The 18,051-nt window shown below is 37.6% G+C and carries 14 protein-coding genes; 7 read left to right on the top strand and 7 right to left on the bottom strand.

Going from position 1 to position 18,051, the window contains the following annotated elements; all coding sequences use genetic code 11:
• Positions 1 to 17: 17 nt before the first annotated feature.
• The 4 genes from FNZ60_RS03645 to rpoZ form a co-directional block, all read right to left on the bottom strand.
• Positions 18 to 608, bottom strand: coding sequence for a DUF2062 domain-containing protein (locus FNZ60_RS03645; protein WP_142416342.1), 591 nt, complete (start codon positions 606 to 608; stop codon positions 18 to 20).
• 93 nt (positions 609 to 701) lie between these two features.
• Positions 702 to 1,280: an orotate phosphoribosyltransferase gene (gene pyrE / locus FNZ60_RS03650; RefSeq protein ID WP_142416358.1), complete on the bottom strand. Its 579-nt coding sequence runs from the start codon at positions 1,278 to 1,280 to the stop codon at positions 702 to 704.
• A 16-nt stretch (positions 1,281 to 1,296) separates the two neighbouring features.
• The gene (locus tag FNZ60_RS03655; RefSeq protein ID WP_142416343.1) at positions 1,297 to 3,519 is read right to left on the bottom strand and encodes a RelA/SpoT family protein; all 2,223 of its coding nucleotides are present in this window, start codon (positions 3,517 to 3,519) and stop codon (positions 1,297 to 1,299) included.
• A gap of 143 nt (positions 3,520 to 3,662) precedes the next feature.
• Positions 3,663 to 4,061: a DNA-directed RNA polymerase subunit omega gene (gene rpoZ / locus FNZ60_RS03660; protein WP_142416344.1), complete on the bottom strand. Its 399-nt coding sequence runs from the start codon at positions 4,059 to 4,061 to the stop codon at positions 3,663 to 3,665.
• Between the two features lie 560 nt (positions 4,062 to 4,621).
• On the opposite strand from rpoZ, the gene FNZ60_RS03665 reads away from it, so the two are divergent.
• A complete protein-coding gene (locus FNZ60_RS03665; RefSeq protein ID WP_142416345.1) occupies positions 4,622 to 5,290 on the top strand; it encodes a uracil-DNA glycosylase in 669 nt (222 codons plus the stop codon).
• 26 nt (positions 5,291 to 5,316) lie between these two features.
• On the opposite strand, the gene smpB is transcribed toward FNZ60_RS03665, so the two are convergent.
• Both smpB and dapA read right to left on the bottom strand, forming a co-directional pair.
• Positions 5,317 to 5,793 carry an SsrA-binding protein SmpB gene (smpB, locus tag FNZ60_RS03670; RefSeq protein ID WP_142416346.1) on the bottom strand — a complete coding sequence of 159 codons (477 nt, stop codon included), beginning with the start codon at positions 5,791 to 5,793 and terminating at the stop codon, positions 5,317 to 5,319.
• Positions 5,794 to 5,811: 18 nt separating this feature from the next.
• Entirely contained in the window at positions 5,812 to 6,696 is an 885-nt protein-coding gene (gene dapA, locus FNZ60_RS03675; RefSeq protein WP_142416347.1) for a 4-hydroxy-tetrahydrodipicolinate synthase, read from the bottom strand.
• A 250-nt stretch (positions 6,697 to 6,946) separates the two neighbouring features.
• On the opposite strand from dapA, the gene FNZ60_RS03680 reads away from it, so the two are divergent.
• On the top strand, positions 6,947 to 9,040 hold the full coding sequence (locus tag FNZ60_RS03680) for a lytic transglycosylase domain-containing protein (RefSeq protein ID WP_142416348.1): 2,094 nt from the start codon (positions 6,947 to 6,949) through the stop codon (positions 9,038 to 9,040).
• Positions 9,041 to 10,079: 1,039 nt separating this feature from the next.
• On the opposite strand, the gene FNZ60_RS03685 is transcribed toward FNZ60_RS03680, so the two are convergent.
• Positions 10,080 to 10,859: an energy transducer TonB family protein gene (locus tag FNZ60_RS03685; RefSeq protein WP_142416349.1), complete on the bottom strand. Its 780-nt coding sequence runs from the start codon at positions 10,857 to 10,859 to the stop codon at positions 10,080 to 10,082.
• Between the two features lie 272 nt (positions 10,860 to 11,131).
• Between FNZ60_RS03685 and FNZ60_RS03690 the strand changes: the two genes are divergently transcribed.
• From FNZ60_RS03690 to FNZ60_RS03710, 5 genes are all read left to right on the top strand, one after another.
• On the top strand, positions 11,132 to 13,309 hold the full coding sequence (locus FNZ60_RS03690) for a TonB-dependent hemoglobin/transferrin/lactoferrin family receptor (protein WP_142416350.1): 2,178 nt from the start codon (positions 11,132 to 11,134) through the stop codon (positions 13,307 to 13,309).
• 265 nt (positions 13,310 to 13,574) lie between these two features.
• On the top strand, positions 13,575 to 14,618 hold the full coding sequence (locus FNZ60_RS03695) for a hemin-degrading factor (protein ID WP_142416351.1): 1,044 nt from the start codon (positions 13,575 to 13,577) through the stop codon (positions 14,616 to 14,618).
• An 11-nt stretch (positions 14,619 to 14,629) separates the two neighbouring features.
• Positions 14,630 to 15,535 carry a heme/hemin ABC transporter substrate-binding protein gene (locus FNZ60_RS03700; protein WP_142416352.1) on the top strand — a complete coding sequence of 302 codons (906 nt, stop codon included), beginning with the start codon at positions 14,630 to 14,632 and terminating at the stop codon, positions 15,533 to 15,535.
• A 20-nt stretch (positions 15,536 to 15,555) separates the two neighbouring features.
• The gene (locus FNZ60_RS03705; RefSeq protein WP_142416353.1) at positions 15,556 to 16,635 is read left to right on the top strand and encodes a FecCD family ABC transporter permease; all 1,080 of its coding nucleotides are present in this window, start codon (positions 15,556 to 15,558) and stop codon (positions 16,633 to 16,635) included.
• The gene (locus tag FNZ60_RS03710; RefSeq protein WP_142416354.1) at positions 16,632 to 17,465 is read left to right on the top strand and encodes a heme ABC transporter ATP-binding protein; all 834 of its coding nucleotides are present in this window, start codon (positions 16,632 to 16,634) and stop codon (positions 17,463 to 17,465) included. Before FNZ60_RS03705 ends, FNZ60_RS03710 begins: the two co-directional genes overlap by 4 nt.
• The last annotated feature ends 586 nt before the right edge of the window (positions 17,466 to 18,051 follow it).

Genomic DNA, 18,051 nt, shown 5'->3' on the forward strand with positions numbered 1-18,051 from the left:
ATTTTACCCAATCTTTCTTACAATGAACGCTTCTTTAAACGCCTTTTTTTTATAATCTTTTGATAGCGCTTTTGTTTAAAACGAGCCGTTGCCCTGTAAACAGCTATATAAGATAAACTACCCAAAACAACACCTAAAAGAGTTCCACCTAAAATCATCGGACTCATAATTGAGTCCCATGCACCTTTAAAAAGGAGAGAGAAATTTGACATTGTCAAACCATTAAACAGAGCACGAATTTGAGAAAGAGAAATCTCATTAACATCGCTAAAAAGCGATAAACAAAAATATCCCACTTTATAATCAGCCATGGCAATCAATAAAAATGTGAGTGGATTAGAAAAAACCGTCCCAATGATTGCAGCCGCAAAGTTTGCACGCAAAAGCCACGAAAGAAATATTGCCAAGATGATATGCACCCCGAAGACAGGAGAACAAGCTAAAAAAATGCCAATAGCAAACCCCAACGCAACTTCATGTGGTGTTGCCGATATACGCAAAATACGTTTATAGATGTAAGAAAATGAGCGAGAAAATGAACGACGTGGCCATAACCAAAGTCTAATACGCGTTACAAAATCAATTGGTTTTTTACGACGAAAAAGCATATAACTCTCATATACACATCTTTTGATGATGAAATAATCTACATCATCCAAATTAATCTTTTTAAGCTTTTGCATAAAAAAATAGCAAGACAGTTAAATATTTCGACTGCCCGGTTTAATCGCTGGAAGAGCAGAAAGATCTGCAGGAAGTGCATCACTCGCATAAGAAGCTATCTCGTATTCAGCAAGAGCAATCAACGGAATGCCAACATCAACCTTACCACCAGAACGATCAAGGATACATGCACTTGCTAATATCTCTGCTCCTGCTGCTGCCAAAGCCTCAACAGTCTCACGAATGGAAAGACCCGTTGTTACAATATCTTCGACAATAACAACCCGTGCGCCCTTCTTGATTTCAAAACGACGCAATTCAAAGACACCATTGACACGCTCTACCCAAAGAGAAGGAACACCAAGGTGACGTGAAGTCTCATAAGAAGGTATAAGACCGCCAATTGCGGGCCCTACAACATAATCAATTTTTCCTTCAATAGATTTTTTGATTTTTTCAGCCAATCCCCGACAAAGCTTTTCCGTCAAATCAGCATGCATAAACACTTTTGCCTTTTGCATATAAATCGCACTATGGCGCCCCGATGTTAAAATAAAATGCCCTTCTAGAATAGCATCTGCTTGTTTAAAAATATCAATGACATCTTGTGTATTCATCGCAAAATCTTTCTTGTTATCCATGAACCCGCCGTACTGTACTGACTGAATCTGCTTTTTTTAATTGAGAAAAAATACGATTCAAATGTTTTAAATCCCAAACTTCTAAATCAATCATCATTTCTGTAAAATCTGGTGCTGTACGGATAAAAGATAAATTTTGGATATTGGCATCGTTAGCTGAAATTATTTGCGTAATTTCAGCTAACGAACCAGGACTGTTTACAACCAAAATATTTATCCGTGCAGGAAAACGTTCATGCATTTGAGCATCAATATCCCAGCGGACATCAATCCACCGTTCTGGTTGATCATCATAGGCCATCAAAGCCGAAGACTGGATTGGATAAATAACGATCCCAGCACCTGGTTGCATAATACCAACAATCCTATCTCCAGGTACAGCCCCTTCTGGTGAAAAACGTACAGGTATATCCCCACGGGTTCCTCGAATAGGTAGTGCTTTAGATTGTTGATTCTCAACCATTGCATCCTTTTCATTTTCTGGAACCTTAAAAATCATCCCTTGAGCATTTTCAATATTAAACCACCCTTCTTCTCCAGGCTTAAAAGATGACTTTTGTACTACACGCTCTTGATACTCAGGATAAACCGCTTTAATCACATCAGACGAAAACAGCTCTCCACGCCCAACAGCAGCCAAGACATCCTCTACATCTTTACGTGCCAAACGGGGCAAAACTTTCTTCAAAACATCTTTTGAAAATTCTTTTCCCATATATTCAAACGCACGCTCAAGAATACGATATCCTAAGCCTGAATATTGCTTACGTACCGCTGCGCGACTTGCGCGTCGAATAGCTGAACGTGCTTTCCCAGTGACAACAAGAAGTTCCCACGCGGCCGGCGGAATTTGAGCGTGTGAACGAATAATATCAACTTCGTCACCATTTTTTAACTTAGTCATTAAAGGCATAATACGACCATTAATTTTTACGCCCACACAAGAATCACCGATATCTGTATGGACGGCATAAGCAAAATCAATAGGCGTCGCGCCCTTAGGAAAAGCAATTAAACGACCTTTTGGCGTAAAACAAAAAACCTGATCTTGAAAAAGCTCAAGTTTTGTATGCTCCAAAAACTCTTCCGGATTATCTCCATCAGATAAAGCTTGTATTGTTTGACGCAACCATGCATAGGCATTCGTTTCGCTTGATAACTTCGAAGCCGAATAATTGGAACCCTGCTCTTTATATATGGAATGGGCCGCAACCCCATATTCAGCAACTTCATCCATGGCAGCCGTTCTAATTTGTAACTCAACGCGTTGCCTCGAAGGCCCTACAATAGTTGTATGAATAGAACGATAATCGTTTTGCTTTGGGATAGAGATATAATCTTTAAAACGACCTGGAACCATTGGCCATGTCGTATGGATAACACCAAGAGCACGATAACAATCATTCACGGATTCAACAATCACACGAAATCCAAAAATATCCGATAACTGTTCAAAAGATAAGGCTTTACTTTCCATTTTGCGAAAGACTGAATAAGATTTTTTCTGACGGCTTTTAACATCTGCTTTAATGCCATTTTCCAAAAAAAGTTTTGTCAATTCATTTTCAATTGTGGAAAGCAAATCACGGTTGTGCTTCAGTAATTCAGAAAGTCGATTGGTAATCGTACGATGACCTTCTGGATTTAAATAAAAGAAAGAAAGATCCTCTAACTCTTCGCGCATATCCTGCATACCCATACGCCCCGCAAGTGGCGCATAAATATCCATCGTTTCCTCAGCAATTCGCCGGCGTTTATCATCACGCATAACACCAAGGGTACGCATATTATGAAGGCGGTCTGCAAGTTTGACTAAAAGAACACGAACATCATCAGAAATGGCAATAAGAAGTTTACGAAGATTTTCTGCCTGCACAGCTTTTTTCGAAACAAGATCAAGCTTCTTAAGCTTTGTAAGCCCTTCAACCAACTTCCCAATTTCAGAACCAAAAAGCTGATCAATTTCTGCTCGCGTAGCGCTTGTATCTTCAATCGTATCATGCAAAAGAGCAACAGCAATCGTTGCCTCATCCAAACGCATATCTGTTAAAATAGAAGCAACTTCTAAAGGATGAGAAAAATAGAGATCACCCGAAGCACGCTTTTGATGTGCATGCTTTCTCATTGCATAATCATAGGCTCTGTTTAAAAGAGCCTCGTCTACGTCAGACTTGTAACGCTGAACACGCTCAACAAGCTCACACTGACGCATCATACGAGCATATCCTTTATCTTTTCACACCTCTAATACCCATTGAACACATCTTATCAATAAAAGACAAGAAAATAACAGCTTCTTACAGACAAAGCATCTTTACTCTTGTAATATCAACACTCCTGTAATATTAACTGGCGCAGTTAATAATCGTCACTTTTTTCCGGAACAACCAAACCTTCAATACCCGCTAAAAGCTCTTCTTCTGACATCTGATCAAATGAAGCGCCTTCTTCTTGCGATGATGTATTAAAAACACTTTCAGCTCCACTTGAATGGGTGATGAATTCACTTGCCATTTCTGGCTCATCAACTTCCACATGCTTTTGCAGCGAATGAATAAGATCTTCCTTTAAATCAGCAGGCGACAATGTTTCCTCTGCTATTTCACGCAAAGCAACAACCGGATTTTTATCATTATCACGATCAATTGTAATCTGTGCTCCTTGTGAAATCTGACGCGCCCGATGACCTGCTAAAAGTACTAATTCAAAGCGGTTATCAACTTTATCAATACAATCTTCTACCGTTACGCGGGCCATTTATGCCTCTTTCTCAAATAAAAATTTAAATAGCGAATACGAGGAGTATATACAATAATCAAAATAAAACACAAGAAAAACAATACAAACTTTTATATTTTTTGCTTAAAGAATTTAATTTTAGAAAAATCTTGGAAACTTTATAAAAAATGTATATCCTCTTCATGCACGTTATAGAAACTGCTCTTAAAAGCATTCTAATAAATTGGATTTAAACAAAGGAAGGTGTTTCTTGACAAAATATCTCTTTAGAGTCTTTATCCTTTTAAAAGGAATAGCAACTCTTAAAAATCCTTTCCAATAACAACAGCTTTATGCATACTTTTTATGATAAGATTTTTTATGAAAGCAGTTTTTTTGAGCATTATATGTATTGCACTCTTATTCATCGAATAAATGACTGAAAAATTGCCTCTCATTACATCATCATTAGCCATAAATTTATATTAAACTTCCTTCTAAAACAGTTTATTTATTTCTAGGTTGTTTATCACAATATAACCCGTCATATACGTCACTAAAGGACTCAAAAGAATAAAAAACAATTGATGCTTAACGCCATGAATAGCCCATTAACATCGCTTTGCCCAGAACCACCCTTAAATTGTAATTTATGCCCTAGGCTCCATCAGTTTATTGCTGACTGGCGTGTGAAAGAACCAAGTTGGTATAACGCACCGGTACGCCCTTTCTTTCCCTATAAAGGAGCAGAAACAACACGTCTTCTCATTGTTGGTCTTGCTCCTGGATTGCGCGGAGCCAATCGAACTGGACGTCCATTTACGGGTGATTATGCTGGGCACTTACTTTATTCCACTTTAAAAAAATTTGGGTTTGCCCAAGGCGTTTTTGAAGAAAGGGCAGATGATACTCTTGAACTGATTGACGCTGCTATCGTTAACTCTGTTCGTTGTGTTCCACCAGAAAATAAACCCACCGGCACAGAAATTAACACGTGCCGCTCTTTCTTTTCGCCTCTTTTAACAAATCTTCCCAAACTTAAAGCTGTTATCACCTTAGGTACCATTGCACACCATTCAACGATACGCGCTCTTAATGAAAAAGTTTTAGCTTACCCTTTTGGACATGGTAAAATTAATAACATTGGAAGATTACGCATCTTTTCAAGCTATCACTGTTCTCGTTATAATACGAATACAGGCCGCTTGACAGACGCTATGTTTCACCAAATTTTTCAAGCAGCAAAAACATACTTAGATCAATGCTAAATCAATATAAAGAATATACAAAAAAATCATCCATATCTTTTTAAAAGTCTTGCTTTTTCACGTCCCCAATCACGTTTTTTTTCCGTTTCCCGCTTATCATGAAGTTTTTTCCCACGCGCTAGAGCAATTTCTAACTTAACACGTCCATGTTCATTAAAATAAAGTTTGAGAGGAACAAGTGTCATTCCTTCACGGGATGTTGCATTAAAAAAACGTGCCATCTCACGTTTTGAAAGTAATAACTTACGCAAACGTCGCGGCTCATGATTAAAACGATTAGCCTGCGTATATTCAGGAATATAGCTGTTTACTAACCATAATTCCCCATTTTCAAAACTGGCATAGCTTTCAGCAATATTCGCATGATTAGAACGTAAAGACTTCACTTCCGCTCCTTGAAGAACAAGACCCGCTTCAAGATTATTAAGAATTTCAAAATTAAAACGTGCTTTACGATTATCAGCAATTATTTTCCGTACGGGTGCATTCTTTTTTTTATTCATGGCTTTGTCAATATCATTTTACGCTTTTAAAAGACCAGCATGATGAAGAGCTGCATCAATAATCTTCTTTGTACTTTCTGTTAATGGAACAATCGGAGAACGCACAGTCTCACCGCAAAATCCTAATTTTGCAGCAGCATATTTAATACCGGCAGGACTCGGTTCAATAAACACCGCACGATTGAGAGGCATGAGGCGATCATTTAATTCCCGTGCTGTTTTATAATCACCATGGAAACAAGCATCTTGAAGCTCTGCACAAAGTTTTGGAGCAACATTGGAGGAAACCGAAATACATCCAACACCCCCATGAGCATTAAATCCTAATGCTGTACAATCATCACCAGAAAGTTGCACAAAATCTTTGCCACACTTTTCACCCTGTTCATTCACGCGCTCAATTCTGCTCGTTGCATCCTTAACACCAATGATATTGCTAAAATCTTGATAAAGCTCTCGCATCGTTTCTACAGCCATATCGATAACAGAACGCCCCGGAATATTATAAATTATAATCGGAATAGAAACAGCTTTGGCAATGGAAGAAAAATGCTTATATAAACCAGACTGATTGGGTCTATTATAATAAGGAGTAACAACCAAAACGGCGTCTGCACCAGCTTTTTGCGCGTATTGTGCAAGCTCTACAGCCTCACTTGTACTATTGGATCCTGCTCCAGCAACAACAGGAACACGCTTTGCAACCTGCCTAACACACAATTCTATAATTCGTTTATGTTCTTCATGACTTAAAGTTGCTGATTCACCTGTTGTTCCAACAGGGCTTACACCGTTAATCCCTTGTGTGATCTGCCATTCAACAAAATCACAAAACGCTTTCTCATCAATTTCACCCTTATGATCAAACGGTGTAATGAGCGCAGTTATAGCTCCCTTGAGCATGATAAACTCCCTATAATGTTCGCTTTTATTCTTTTTAATAATCGCCTTTATAAACTTTAAATAGAGCATAATCTTGCTCTATCATTGAAGCAAGATGAATTTGAAAAAAGCCCCCATAAGATGAACTTGTCTTTCCTTAAATTTTGAACATTTCTTTAAAATAAACTGTCTGTATTAACGCGTTTTTCATGCTTGTGTTCTATAAACCCTTAAGTTTTTACAAAAAGCAAGGTCTCAAGGTCTTTTTTCTATGCGTGTATTTTCCACCTCTCTTTTCGTATCAACCTTTACTGCATTTATACTGGCAATAAGAATTTTATTTTCAAGTGCCTATGCACAAACAGCTCTTTTACATGGAACAGCCCCCATTCCTTTGGCACGCCCTACCCCCCTTGACGTAAAACAAGAAGCTCAAGAATCTTCTCAACAGAAAGACACGACAGCACACAGTGCTGCAGCACTCAAGCAACTGAAAGATGGGCTCGATGCTCTTGCAAACAACAATGCTGCAAAAACAATAAACCTGCGTAATTCACTGGAAAAACATAATCTTGATCGTTACATTTTGACATGGGCACTGGGGATATCCAACCAAGATAAGATACCAAGTTCTGAAATATTTAATGCAATCAACACGCTAAAAGGATGGCCAGGCATAGAAACGATGCAACGCAATGCTGAACGTACTTTTCTGAATGAAACTAATGCCACACGCGCTATCATCCAAAAATTTTCTCATCACCCCCCCCGAACAGCACAAGGCATGGCTCTTTTTGCTAAAGCACTTATGGCAACAGGACAAACCACGCGTGCTCAACAGGTTATTGCACCGTGGTGGCATAAAACACCGCTTAATGCAAAAGAAGAAATGTTTGTTCTTAAAAATGCAAGCACTGCTTTAAAACCTATTGATCATTTAAAACGCATGCAGTTTATGCTGTATGCACATCGTTTTGATTCAGCAGCACGTGTTGCAAAATTAGCCCATGCGCAATCTCTTTTTAATGTTTTTGTGGCCATTGAAAAAAATGATCCTAGAGCGACACAAAAATTACAAGCTCTAGAGAGAGTATGGAAAAAAAATTCTTTCTTTCAGTTTGCTCGAATGCGCCATCTTCGAAAAAAAGAGCAATATGATGCAGCTGCAGCGTTCATGATGAAAACATCAAAAGATGCCTTTCATCGAATGAACCCTTATTCATTGTGGAAAGAACAACGTGCCCTTTCTCGCGAAATGCTTGATTTAAACAAACCAAAAATGGCTTATCAACTCGTTGTAATGCACACGGGGTTAACCTCTGAATTAGCCGTCGATGCTGAGTTTCACGCAGGATGGTACGCACTAAGGTTTCTTCATAACCCTAAATTAGCAATGCAACATTTTTCACGTATTCCTCAACTCTCTTCTCTCCCTTTTTCTGCATCACGTGGATATTACTGGATGGGACGAACAGCAGAAACGCTAGGAGAACACAAAAATGCCCAGCATTACTTTCATCGCGCTGCTCATTTTGGTGCAACTTATTATGGTCAATTAGCCGCTGCACGACTCAACCAAAAAAAGCTGAACATTTCCTTTCCAAAACCGACAACCGCTGAGCGACAACATTTTAGTGCACGAAAAGCTATTAAAGCCATTCAACGTCTTGAAGAAGCCGGCTATACTGATTTTGCTAAAGTTTTTTATAGAGAACTCGGAAAAAAAATAGAAAGCCCCGGTGAATTAGCTCTTCTAGCTGTTATGGCAGAAAAAAATGGTGACTATTATACCAGCCTCAAAATCGGAAAAATGGCTGCATTTCAGGGAAAAAATGTCGGTGCGCTTGCTCATCCTCTGGGGGCCATACCAGCTTCTACTCATATTTCTGTAGAAGAAAAATCTCTTATTTATGCCATTGCTCGTCAAGAAAGCGAATTTAATCCAACAGCCATATCAAAAGCAGGGGCACAAGGTATACTCCAATTGCTTCCTACAACAGCAAAGGAACTCGCAAAAAAATATTCAATCACATGGTCTCATAAAAAATTCAGCAGTGATGCCCGTTATAATGCAACATTAGGAGCCCATTTTCTCAATGAACAATTGGAACGTTTTAATGGATCCTATATACTAACGCTTATTGGTTATAATGCGGGTCCCCGTCGGGTCAATGAATGGATAAAACGTTATGGCGATCCTCGAGGACAGTCTCTCGATAACATCATTGATTGGATTGAGCGCATTCCTTATACAGAAACACGCAATTATGTGATGCGTGTCATGGAAAGTTACGGTGTCTACAAAGCAAGACTTACTGGAAAAATAGATATCAAAACCGACCTGCTTTCGGGCCGATGGAAATAATATGCCTTAATCTTCCCTCATACTAATAGCATGGCGTTCTTAAGAAGTATTTTATCCTCTTCCAAAGAGTGCCCGCATATAACCCTGCTTTATGAAGTGCAAATCTGTGATTTGAACTGATGTCGTATCAATAGAGCTGAAATGGGAAACCCCTACGCTATTTGGGGCTTTCATTTCAAATATAAAATAATGATTTATCATTACAAATCATCATGTTGCACAAATAGTGCATTTCATTTTAACACATAAACAATAATATCACAGAGGTTTCAATATAAAAAAGTGAAAGGAATAGTTCATTTTTTTACTGTTGCTTATTCATCAACATTTAAATCTTGTACAACAACATGTTTTGCGAATATTTTTGCTGTTTACAATATTTCTATACTCAATAGGAGGCATTATTGCATCTATCTACTTGGAGCATTCTGAAGCAGAAAGATAGACTCATTGAACGTGAAAAACTTAAAAAATATCCTCCCGCCCTGTCCCTTTTTATTCAGCTTGACAGCTTTAAAAACATATCAATATCTTTAAAGAATGAAGATGAAGCTTTACCTTTTATTTCTCTTATTTTTATATAAGCTCACATCCTTCATACAAAATAAAACATCTCGTCATAATGATATTATTTCTTATGCCTTCTTTTGTTAAAAAAAGATTTTTAATGTTTTTAAACTCATTTCACAACGGTGAACGGAACCTGAAGAGTGCTTATAAAAATTCTCTTACGGATGGTATAAAAATCAACGAGATGTATTGTTTTTAATGATATAAAAGTGATAGCTTTATTAGCCCCTAATGCCCAATGTTGCGATATCCCTTTCATTTAAAGCATTCACTAAGAAGTATTATTCACGTCTAATTTTTTTATCCATATTCTCCTTTGTCCCTTGTTTGTTCCTTGTGTCATATTAAGCCAATGGCTTTGATTGATTTAACGTCACAAAGATTTGGAAAGAACCATATTTTATTCAAATTATAAAATGATCAAAATTATTATAAATAAACATATTATACGAATAGCACCCCATAAAAATCAGCTAAATATCAAGGATACTCTAATCGTTTTATTCACTTTTGATGGTGGAGGGGGTGGAAAAGAACCAACGCGTTGCAATGCTGCCATAGCCAATCGATCAAGTTTTGGATCTCCAGCAGAAACGACAACACGACTAGAAAAAATATTCCCCCGTTCATGCACCCTAAATTCTAACTTCACCGTTCCTTTTGTTCGACTGGTGCGTTGCCCTACAACATAATTTTTTTGCTGTTCTAATTGCGACTGTACCTTTGCTAACCACTCCATTAACATCACATCTTCAAGCCCTGCTGTGCTACCGCTCTGTCTGGCGGTTGATGAACGCACAGCCTTTACAGATGGCTTTTTTAAAACTGTCTTTGGTTTTATTTTTTTCTCAAATATTTTATCTTTTACTTTTGGTGGAAGAGATTCTTCCAAATTTTTTTCTGTAAAATCATTTTTTTCTACAGTGTACTGCGGCTCTTCCGGTTGAATTTCATCCACCGTTTCCGATATCTCTGGTTCTTGCTCTGCAAGATCTGGCTGTAATCGTTCTGATTTTGTGCTGACACTTGATAAATCTGTATCATGATCTGGATTTGACGAATCTATATCAGCATCTAGATAGAGACTCTCTTGAGTAAGCGTTAGCATAACTGTCGACGAGAGCGTACCGTTGCTGACACCAATCTTTCGAAAATAAAACTGTGCTCCCACTACTATATGCAAAGAAAGCGCGCCAATAAATGCACCAATCCAAAGAGTTGATAACTGCCTCGTATTTGCCAAGTTCATCGTTTCTTCCGCCGCTATTCTAAGTGCAATTTCTAAGTGCAATATTGGTATTTTATCTCATTAAAACAAGCTATTTTGAAATTGCAACTTTTTTCTTGACTGATTTTATCATGTTTAATATGTTTTCTCTGTGATTTTATATGATTAAATCATTCCTGCTTGGTTGGCTAATTTTTAACAGGGTTAAGTCAAGCGTTTTTACGGACATTTTTATATGTAAAATTTCAAGCTTAGAGAGGGGATGTTTTTTAAAAAAAAGGTTATAATGTGTTATGCAAATAAGACGAGAAAATATCCATAAGAGCTGTGTGATTTTAGGTGCGTTGTCGGTTTGTATACCTTCATTTGTTTTTGCACAAAACAGCGATAAGAATGTTGTGACTGAGCTCAAACCAATCCTTATTAAAGGAAAAAAAATAGAAGATGCCTCAAATTCAATAACCGTTCTAACTGATCGTAAAACCAATGAGAATATTGATGAAAAACAAATAACTGATGTTTATGATGTCAGCCGTCTTAATCCTTCTATCTCTTATAACTCAGAGAATAATAGTTTCGTTATTCGTGGTTTAGATGCAAACCGTGTTGTTACGACAATGGATGGTATTTCTCTTCCATGGTTTAATGATATATTCCGTGGTGGCGGAGGAAACACCACTTTTGATTTCAATGCTCTTTCTACGTTTGATACTATTCAAGGATCAGATTCTAGTCTTTATGGTTCTGGTGCCCTAGGGGGAATAATTGCGCTGCATACCCTTAATCCTGAAGACCTTATCACTGGAGAAAAGAATTGGGGAAGCCTTATAAAAGGGGGTTATCATTCTGTTGATAACAGTTGGCGCGTTGATCAAGCTTTTGCTGTGCGCAATTACCGGACATTTTTGCTGTTCCAAGGATCTTATATAGAAGGTCATGAGCGTAAAAATATGGGAACAGAGGACGGATATGGAGAGCGTACACGTAAAAATCCTTCTCATTTTGACAAAAATAATTTGCTCTTTAAAATTCATCAATATTTGAGTGATAATCATCGGCTTGGTTTTACCGCAGAGCGTTTTGGTCATAATAGTAATACACATGCATTAAATTCATCTAAGAGATATGCTCCAGGTTCTGTTTATGAACGGGATGATAAACTTCGTGAGCGCTTTTCTCTTTCTTATAATTATAATGGTAATGGCGACGCGATTCTTGATGCATTTAGTGGGCAGCTTTATTGGCAAAGGCAATCAAGTCGTTATGTTACAACCGGCGTTCGTGTTTCTGCCCCCAAAGGCGATTATTTGAGGGATAATTTTTTACGGAATATCAATTATGGTTTCAATGCTGATGCGCTTAAAAAAATGGATTTTGGTACTGTAAGCCATACGTTGAAATTTGCGACAGATGTTTCGTCATCTAAATTTCATCACTATTTGTTCGGTAAAGATAATTGTCATATAAAAGAATACGCTCGAGGATGCCTTTTTGTTCCTGCTAATCGATCAGATTCACCAGATACCAATGGCTACAATTTAGGTTTTGTTTTTGAAGATGAAATTGGTTTGGTTGATAATCGTTTTCGTGTAACGCCAGGAATTCGGTATGATTGGTACAAGTATATTCCTCAGAAAACATCTGCTTATGAAAAAGCACTAATTTCTGATAAATTCCCTCCAGAAAGAAATGGATCACGCTTTTCTCCTAAATTACGTGCGGAGTGGGATATTCGTGATCAAATAACACTCTATGCTCAGTGGGCACAAGCTTTTCGTGCACCACGTATTTCAGAGCTTTACGTTTCTTATATTAAGCCTTCTGCTTATTACGTAAAAGGAAATCCTGATCTTCAACCAGAAACAAGCAATGGATATGATGTTGGTCTACGATATGGAAATGCAAATTTCGGAGGTTCCTTCAATGCCTTTATTAACCAGTACAAGAATTTCATAGATACCGAAGATAGAGGGCCATCAGAAGAATTCAGATTTGCGCGTCGGCATTACATGAATCGTTTCCGAGTGCAAATTTTTGGTGTTGAAACAAAGGCGCATTTAGTTCTTAAAAACGGTTTTCATACCAATGTTGCGCTTGCTTATTCTCAAGGAAAAGATCTTGACAAAAAGGAATATCTTAACTCAATTCCTCCTTTGAAAGCCGTTATCGGATTAGGCTATGCAAAAGAGGTTTGGGGAAGCGATATTATCCTTACTTTGGCAGCAAAACGCGATAAAGTAGCAGGCGAATCTGATTACCAAAAAATTCCAGGCTATCATGTCGTTGATATGACAGGGTGGTGGAAACCATTCGGTGAAACGGGACCTGTTCTAAGAGCCGGTGTTTATAATATTTTCAATACAAAATATTGGAATGCATCAGAACTTCCTTCAGGGAAAAGTTCAACGCCGAAGGATTATTACAGCCAGCCTGGTCGTAACTTTAAAGTATCCTTCGTACAAAAATTTTAGTCACTTCTGTTAACGATTAGATCAATGAAATTATATCGATAAAAGGATTAGTTATTGTGTTTCTATTTTTAACATCTTTAAAATTACAAAGATTTGATAGAAAAACTTTAATTCTTTCTGTTTTATCATTTTTTGATTGTTCAGCTGTTGGCGGTAGAATGTTATTTTGTGATAGATTGAACGCTTAAGTAAAGTTTAGTCTATTGCCTTGGAATTGTAAAATTTGAAAGTTCGTTTTTGAATTAAGTAATATGAGGTAAAGTCCATGGCCCATACAGCTGAAATGATTCTTCGTTTGCGTGAAGAAAAAAAAGAAATGCGAAATCGCGATTTTGCGGTTTCGATTGGTATATCTGAAGCGGAGCTGATTGCGGCTTATTGTAGCGTTGGAAAAGCAAAAAGACTGCAAACTGATGTTGCTACTCTCTTGGAAAGTGCTCCTCGACTTGGAAAAGTCATGGTCTTAACACGCAATGAATATGCTGTTCATGAAATAACAGGGTGTTTTGAAAAAATTGTTCAAAGCCAACATGTTCCTATAACACTTGGTGAAATTGATTTGCGTATTTTTACAAAACACTGGAAGTTCGGTTTTGAATATGATGTCATCATTCTTGGAAAACCTGCAAAAAGTCTACAATTTTTTGATCAACATGGTGTTGCTATTTTAAAAATCTATTCTAAAGATACGACAAATATGGAAGAGTGGAATAAACTTGTTGAAAAGCTCCTTCTTGAAGATCAATCTTCTGTTCTTGACATTCTTCCTGTTTCTCTCCCCATTCAGTGTGACATAACAGAATTAGATGTCGAAAGGTTTCGGGATCGTTGGCGGAAAATGACAGATGTACACCAACTGCACGAAATTATTTCTGAATTTAAAATTAATCGACATTATGCTGTAAAATATGCAGGCAATGAATTTGCCGAAGAATTACAGGTCAATGCTGTTGAAATCATGTTGAACCAAGCCGCACAACAAGAATTGCCCATTATGTGCTTTGTTGGAAATAAGGGATGTATTCAAATTTTTAGTGGAACTGTGAAAAATATTAAACAAATGGGGCCTTGGCTTAATGTTCTTGATCCAGGATTTGACCTCCATTTACTCACATCTGGGATTGCGAGTGTATGGCATGTTCGCAAACCTACCCGTGATGGTTATGTCAGTTCGCTTGAAGTTTTCGATAAGAATGATGGGATGATTGTTCAATTTTTTGGCTTGCGCAAAGAAGGTCAAAAAGAGCGTGAAGATTGGCGTTCTTTATTGAAATCTCTTCCTCTATATCAAGAATTAGTCGTCGCTTAGAAAGATAAAATATGCTTATATTTCTTTTGCGCAGACATTTAAGTTTTTTTCTTCTTTTTGTACTGCTTTCTCTTAGTTTCTTTTCTCAAAGAGTCATTGCTGAACCTACCACACATTTTTCTGAAAATGCACGAATTGTCTCCATCGGTGGTTCTTTGACGGAAATTGTTTATGCATTAGGTGCACAAGATCAACTTGTTGCCCGTGATAGTACGAGTGTTTATCCCAAAGAAGCCCTCAAACTTCCTGTGCTTGGTTATATGCGCGCTCTTTCACCGGAAGGTGTTCTGTCTCTTGCTCCAGAAGGCATCTTACTCGTTGAAGGAAGTGGGCCTCCTTCAACAGTTGAAATTCTCAAAAAAACGTCAATCCCTGTCGTGATCATACCAGAAGATTATTCTCGAGAAAGTGTCATAGAAAAAATTCGCCTTGTTGGAAAAGCCATTCATCGTGAAGCTCAAGCCGCTGAACTAATTAAAAAAGTGAGTCGCGATTTTGTAGAAAATGATGCTCTTTTGGCAAAAGTAACCAAACCAAAGCGTGTCCTTTTTATTTTGTCCGTGCAAAATGGACGCGTTATGGCATCTGGAACCGATACAGCGGCTGATGGTATCATAAAACTTTCAGGAGCTATCAATGCTATTACTGATTATAAAGGGTATAAGCTTCTTAATAACGAAGCATTATTGAAAGCAAATCCTGATGCTATTTTACTTATAACACATAGTGGAAAATCTACTAACCTTGAAAAGCTTTTAGCTATACCAGCAATTCAAGCAACAACTGCCGCCAAAAATCATGCTATTAAACAAATGGATGCTATGTATCTTTTAGGATTTGGTCCACGCACTGCAGATGCATCAAGAGACCTTATTCATATGCTTTATGGCGCAAAGCAAAACGATAAAAACGGATAGAATTGGTAGAGAAGCTATCCATGATTTATGCCTCTGAAACAGAAAAAAATAAAAAAATAAATCGTGAAAATGCGAGAAAAATACTCTTATCTGCTCTCATAATATTTCTCGTCTTTAGTATTTTAAGCGGACTTTTAAATGGTGCTTCAAATACTTCATTTTTTGATTTTCTTTATAGCATGTTTACGCAAGAATTTTCTGTCAGTCGTAAAACACGCGATTATCTCATATTTATCGATATAAGGCTTCCACGCATTATCTTAGGGTTATTGATCGGCGCCGCTTTGGCTGTCTCTGGTGTTCTTATGCAAGGACTTTTCCGTAATCCGCTTGCAGATCCTGGTATTGTAGGTGTATCAGCAGGAGCCGGTCTTGGTGCTGTTTTAGCCATTGTTGTAGGTTTTGCCTTTCCTGTTTCATTTGTACCTTTTCTAGAGCCTTACAAAGTTATCATAGGCGCTTTTTGTGGTGGGCTTTTATCAACGATTATTCTCTACATAATCGCAACGCATCATAGCTTTACCTCTATTGCAACCATGTTGCTTGCTGGCATCGCTCTTGGAGCCTTAAGCGGTGCAGTTGTCGGAACGTTGATTTTTATGGCCAATGACCAACAGTTACGTGATATCACTTTTTGGAGTCTTGGTTCTCTTGCGGGTGCAACATGGTTGAAAGTATGGCTTGTTCTCCCTTTCATCTTTTTTGGTCTTCTTTTTTCTCCCTTTTTATCACGAGCACTGAATGCTCTTGCGCTTGGAGAAGCTGTTGCTAGCCATATCGGTTTCCCTGTTCAACGTGTTAAAAATATTGCTATTCCCCTTGTTGCTCTTATGTGTGGTAGTTCTGTTGCTGTCAGCGGTGGTATTGGTTTTATTGGTATTATTGTTCCTCATATCTTACGTCAGCTCATTGGTCCTGATCACCGTTATCTCATTCCTTATGCTGCTCTCTTGGGAGCAGCGTTACTTATTTTTGCTGATACGTTTTCACGCTTAATTGTTGCCCCCGCAGAATTGCCAATTGGAATCGTAACAGCACTTTTCGGAGCCCCCTTCTTCCTGTGGATCCTTATATGCAAACGAGGAACAGACTTTTCATGATTGAAGCAACAAATATTTGCGTTCAGCGCGGAAAGAAACAGATTCTTACCCACATTAATCTTCAAGCTAAAAGTGGCGCTTTTAGCATCATTATCGGTCCCAACGGATCTGGAAAAAGTACTTTTGTCAAAGCATTGAGTGGGGAAATTCCTTATAGTGGAAAAATAACCTTAAATGGTTATGATATCCGCCAAACAAAGACTTATGAAATGGCAAAAATGCGTGCTGTGCTCCCACAATCAACAACGCTCGTCTTTCCATTTTTAGTCCATGAAGTTGTAGGACTTGGACTTTCTGTAAATCACATTACCATCGCCAAAGCCGAATTGCAAAATCTTATCCAAGAGGCTTTAGAACGTGTTGACCTTTCTGATTACGGTAACTTGTATTATCACCAATTATCAGGTGGAGAACAAGCGCGTGTACAACTTGCGCGTGTTCTTTGCCAAATCTGGAAACCTATTTATAATGGAATTCCTCGTTGGATGATATTAGATGAACCTATTGCTAGCCTCGATATTCAACATCAAATTATCGTTATGGATATTGCAAAACAATTTGCCCATTCTGGTGGTGGCGTTCTTGCTGTTCTTCACGATCTCAATCTCGCGGCACATTATGCAGATAACATGATTTTGCTCAAGGAGGGAAAAATTTATTGTGAAGGAAATGCCTCTCACGTTTTGACAACACAAAATCTCCGCGATGTTTATCATTGTTCCTTAAACGTTTCTGAATTACCTAAAGAGGATATTCCGTTTATTCTCCCTCAAACAGCCTCCTCCTATGAAGTCAGAGCCCAAAGCTATCAGCTTCAATCTAAAATTTAAAATCCACAACGCAATAAAGCACACAAATATTCACAAATCTGTTTTATTTTTAAATGAGCATCTTTCTATCATCTGTCATAAAAAAAAGAGAATAGAACACACTATATTTTTGGACATAATGATTTATTTAAAATCTTTCAATATTTTACATAACTAAAAAACATTTGCGGCTTTGTTTTTCTATCACACGTTTATATAATATAAATTTATACAACATAAATATTGCGTTCTCCTACTCTTTCGAGAACTCTTGTCTTTGTGAAAATAGTTCCAGAAATACTTACAAATTCTTTTGTCATAACAACTCAACATATTGATTTATAAATAATTTTTATTATTTTACATATAAAATGAGAATCTAGAATATCGTAAGATTTTCTCATTTTAGATCTGTTCCGCGTTGAATCAATTAAAACGGCTGGCTTGCACAGAACAAGTAGGATTAACGTGTGAATAAAAATTGTTAAAGAAAGGCATAAAAATGTCTTTTCATGAATCGTCAAAAAGTGACAAGGGGTTGTCCGCAACATTTTAGAACTGGCAAAGTGTGTTATGATGCCGGTTTGCTTCTTCACAAACGTAAAGA

The sequence above is a fragment of the Bartonella massiliensis genome, from assembly GCF_902150025.1.
In the GTDB taxonomy this organism is placed as follows: Bacteria; Pseudomonadota; Alphaproteobacteria; order Rhizobiales; family Rhizobiaceae; genus Bartonella; species Bartonella massiliensis.

Coding starts and splice junctions, on each gene's coding strand:
- FNZ60_RS03645 (WP_142416342.1), bottom strand. CDS start 608: ATGCTTTTTCGTCGTAAAAAACCAATTGATTTTGTAACGCGTATTAGA.
- pyrE (WP_142416358.1), bottom strand. CDS start 1,280: ATGAATACACAAGATGTCATTGATATTTTTAAACAAGCAGATGCTATT.
- FNZ60_RS03655 (WP_142416343.1), bottom strand. CDS start 3,519: ATGATGCGTCAGTGTGAGCTTGTTGAGCGTGTTCAGCGTTACAAGTCT.
- rpoZ (WP_142416344.1), bottom strand. CDS start 4,061: ATGGCCCGCGTAACGGTAGAAGATTGTATTGATAAAGTTGATAACCGC.
- FNZ60_RS03665 (WP_142416345.1), top strand. CDS start 4,622: ATGAATAGCCCATTAACATCGCTTTGCCCAGAACCACCCTTAAATTGT.
- smpB (WP_142416346.1), bottom strand. CDS start 5,793: ATGAATAAAAAAAAGAATGCACCCGTACGGAAAATAATTGCTGATAAT.
- dapA (WP_142416347.1), bottom strand. CDS start 6,696: ATGCTCAAGGGAGCTATAACTGCGCTCATTACACCGTTTGATCATAAG.
- FNZ60_RS03680 (WP_142416348.1), top strand. CDS start 6,947: ATGCGTGTATTTTCCACCTCTCTTTTCGTATCAACCTTTACTGCATTT.
- FNZ60_RS03685 (WP_142416349.1), bottom strand. CDS start 10,859: ATGAACTTGGCAAATACGAGGCAGTTATCAACTCTTTGGATTGGTGCA.
- FNZ60_RS03690 (WP_142416350.1), top strand. CDS start 11,132: ATGCAAATAAGACGAGAAAATATCCATAAGAGCTGTGTGATTTTAGGT.
- FNZ60_RS03695 (WP_142416351.1), top strand. CDS start 13,575: ATGGCCCATACAGCTGAAATGATTCTTCGTTTGCGTGAAGAAAAAAAA.
- FNZ60_RS03700 (WP_142416352.1), top strand. CDS start 14,630: ATGCTTATATTTCTTTTGCGCAGACATTTAAGTTTTTTTCTTCTTTTT.
- FNZ60_RS03705 (WP_142416353.1), top strand. CDS start 15,556: ATGATTTATGCCTCTGAAACAGAAAAAAATAAAAAAATAAATCGTGAA.
- FNZ60_RS03710 (WP_142416354.1), top strand. CDS start 16,632: ATGATTGAAGCAACAAATATTTGCGTTCAGCGCGGAAAGAAACAGATT.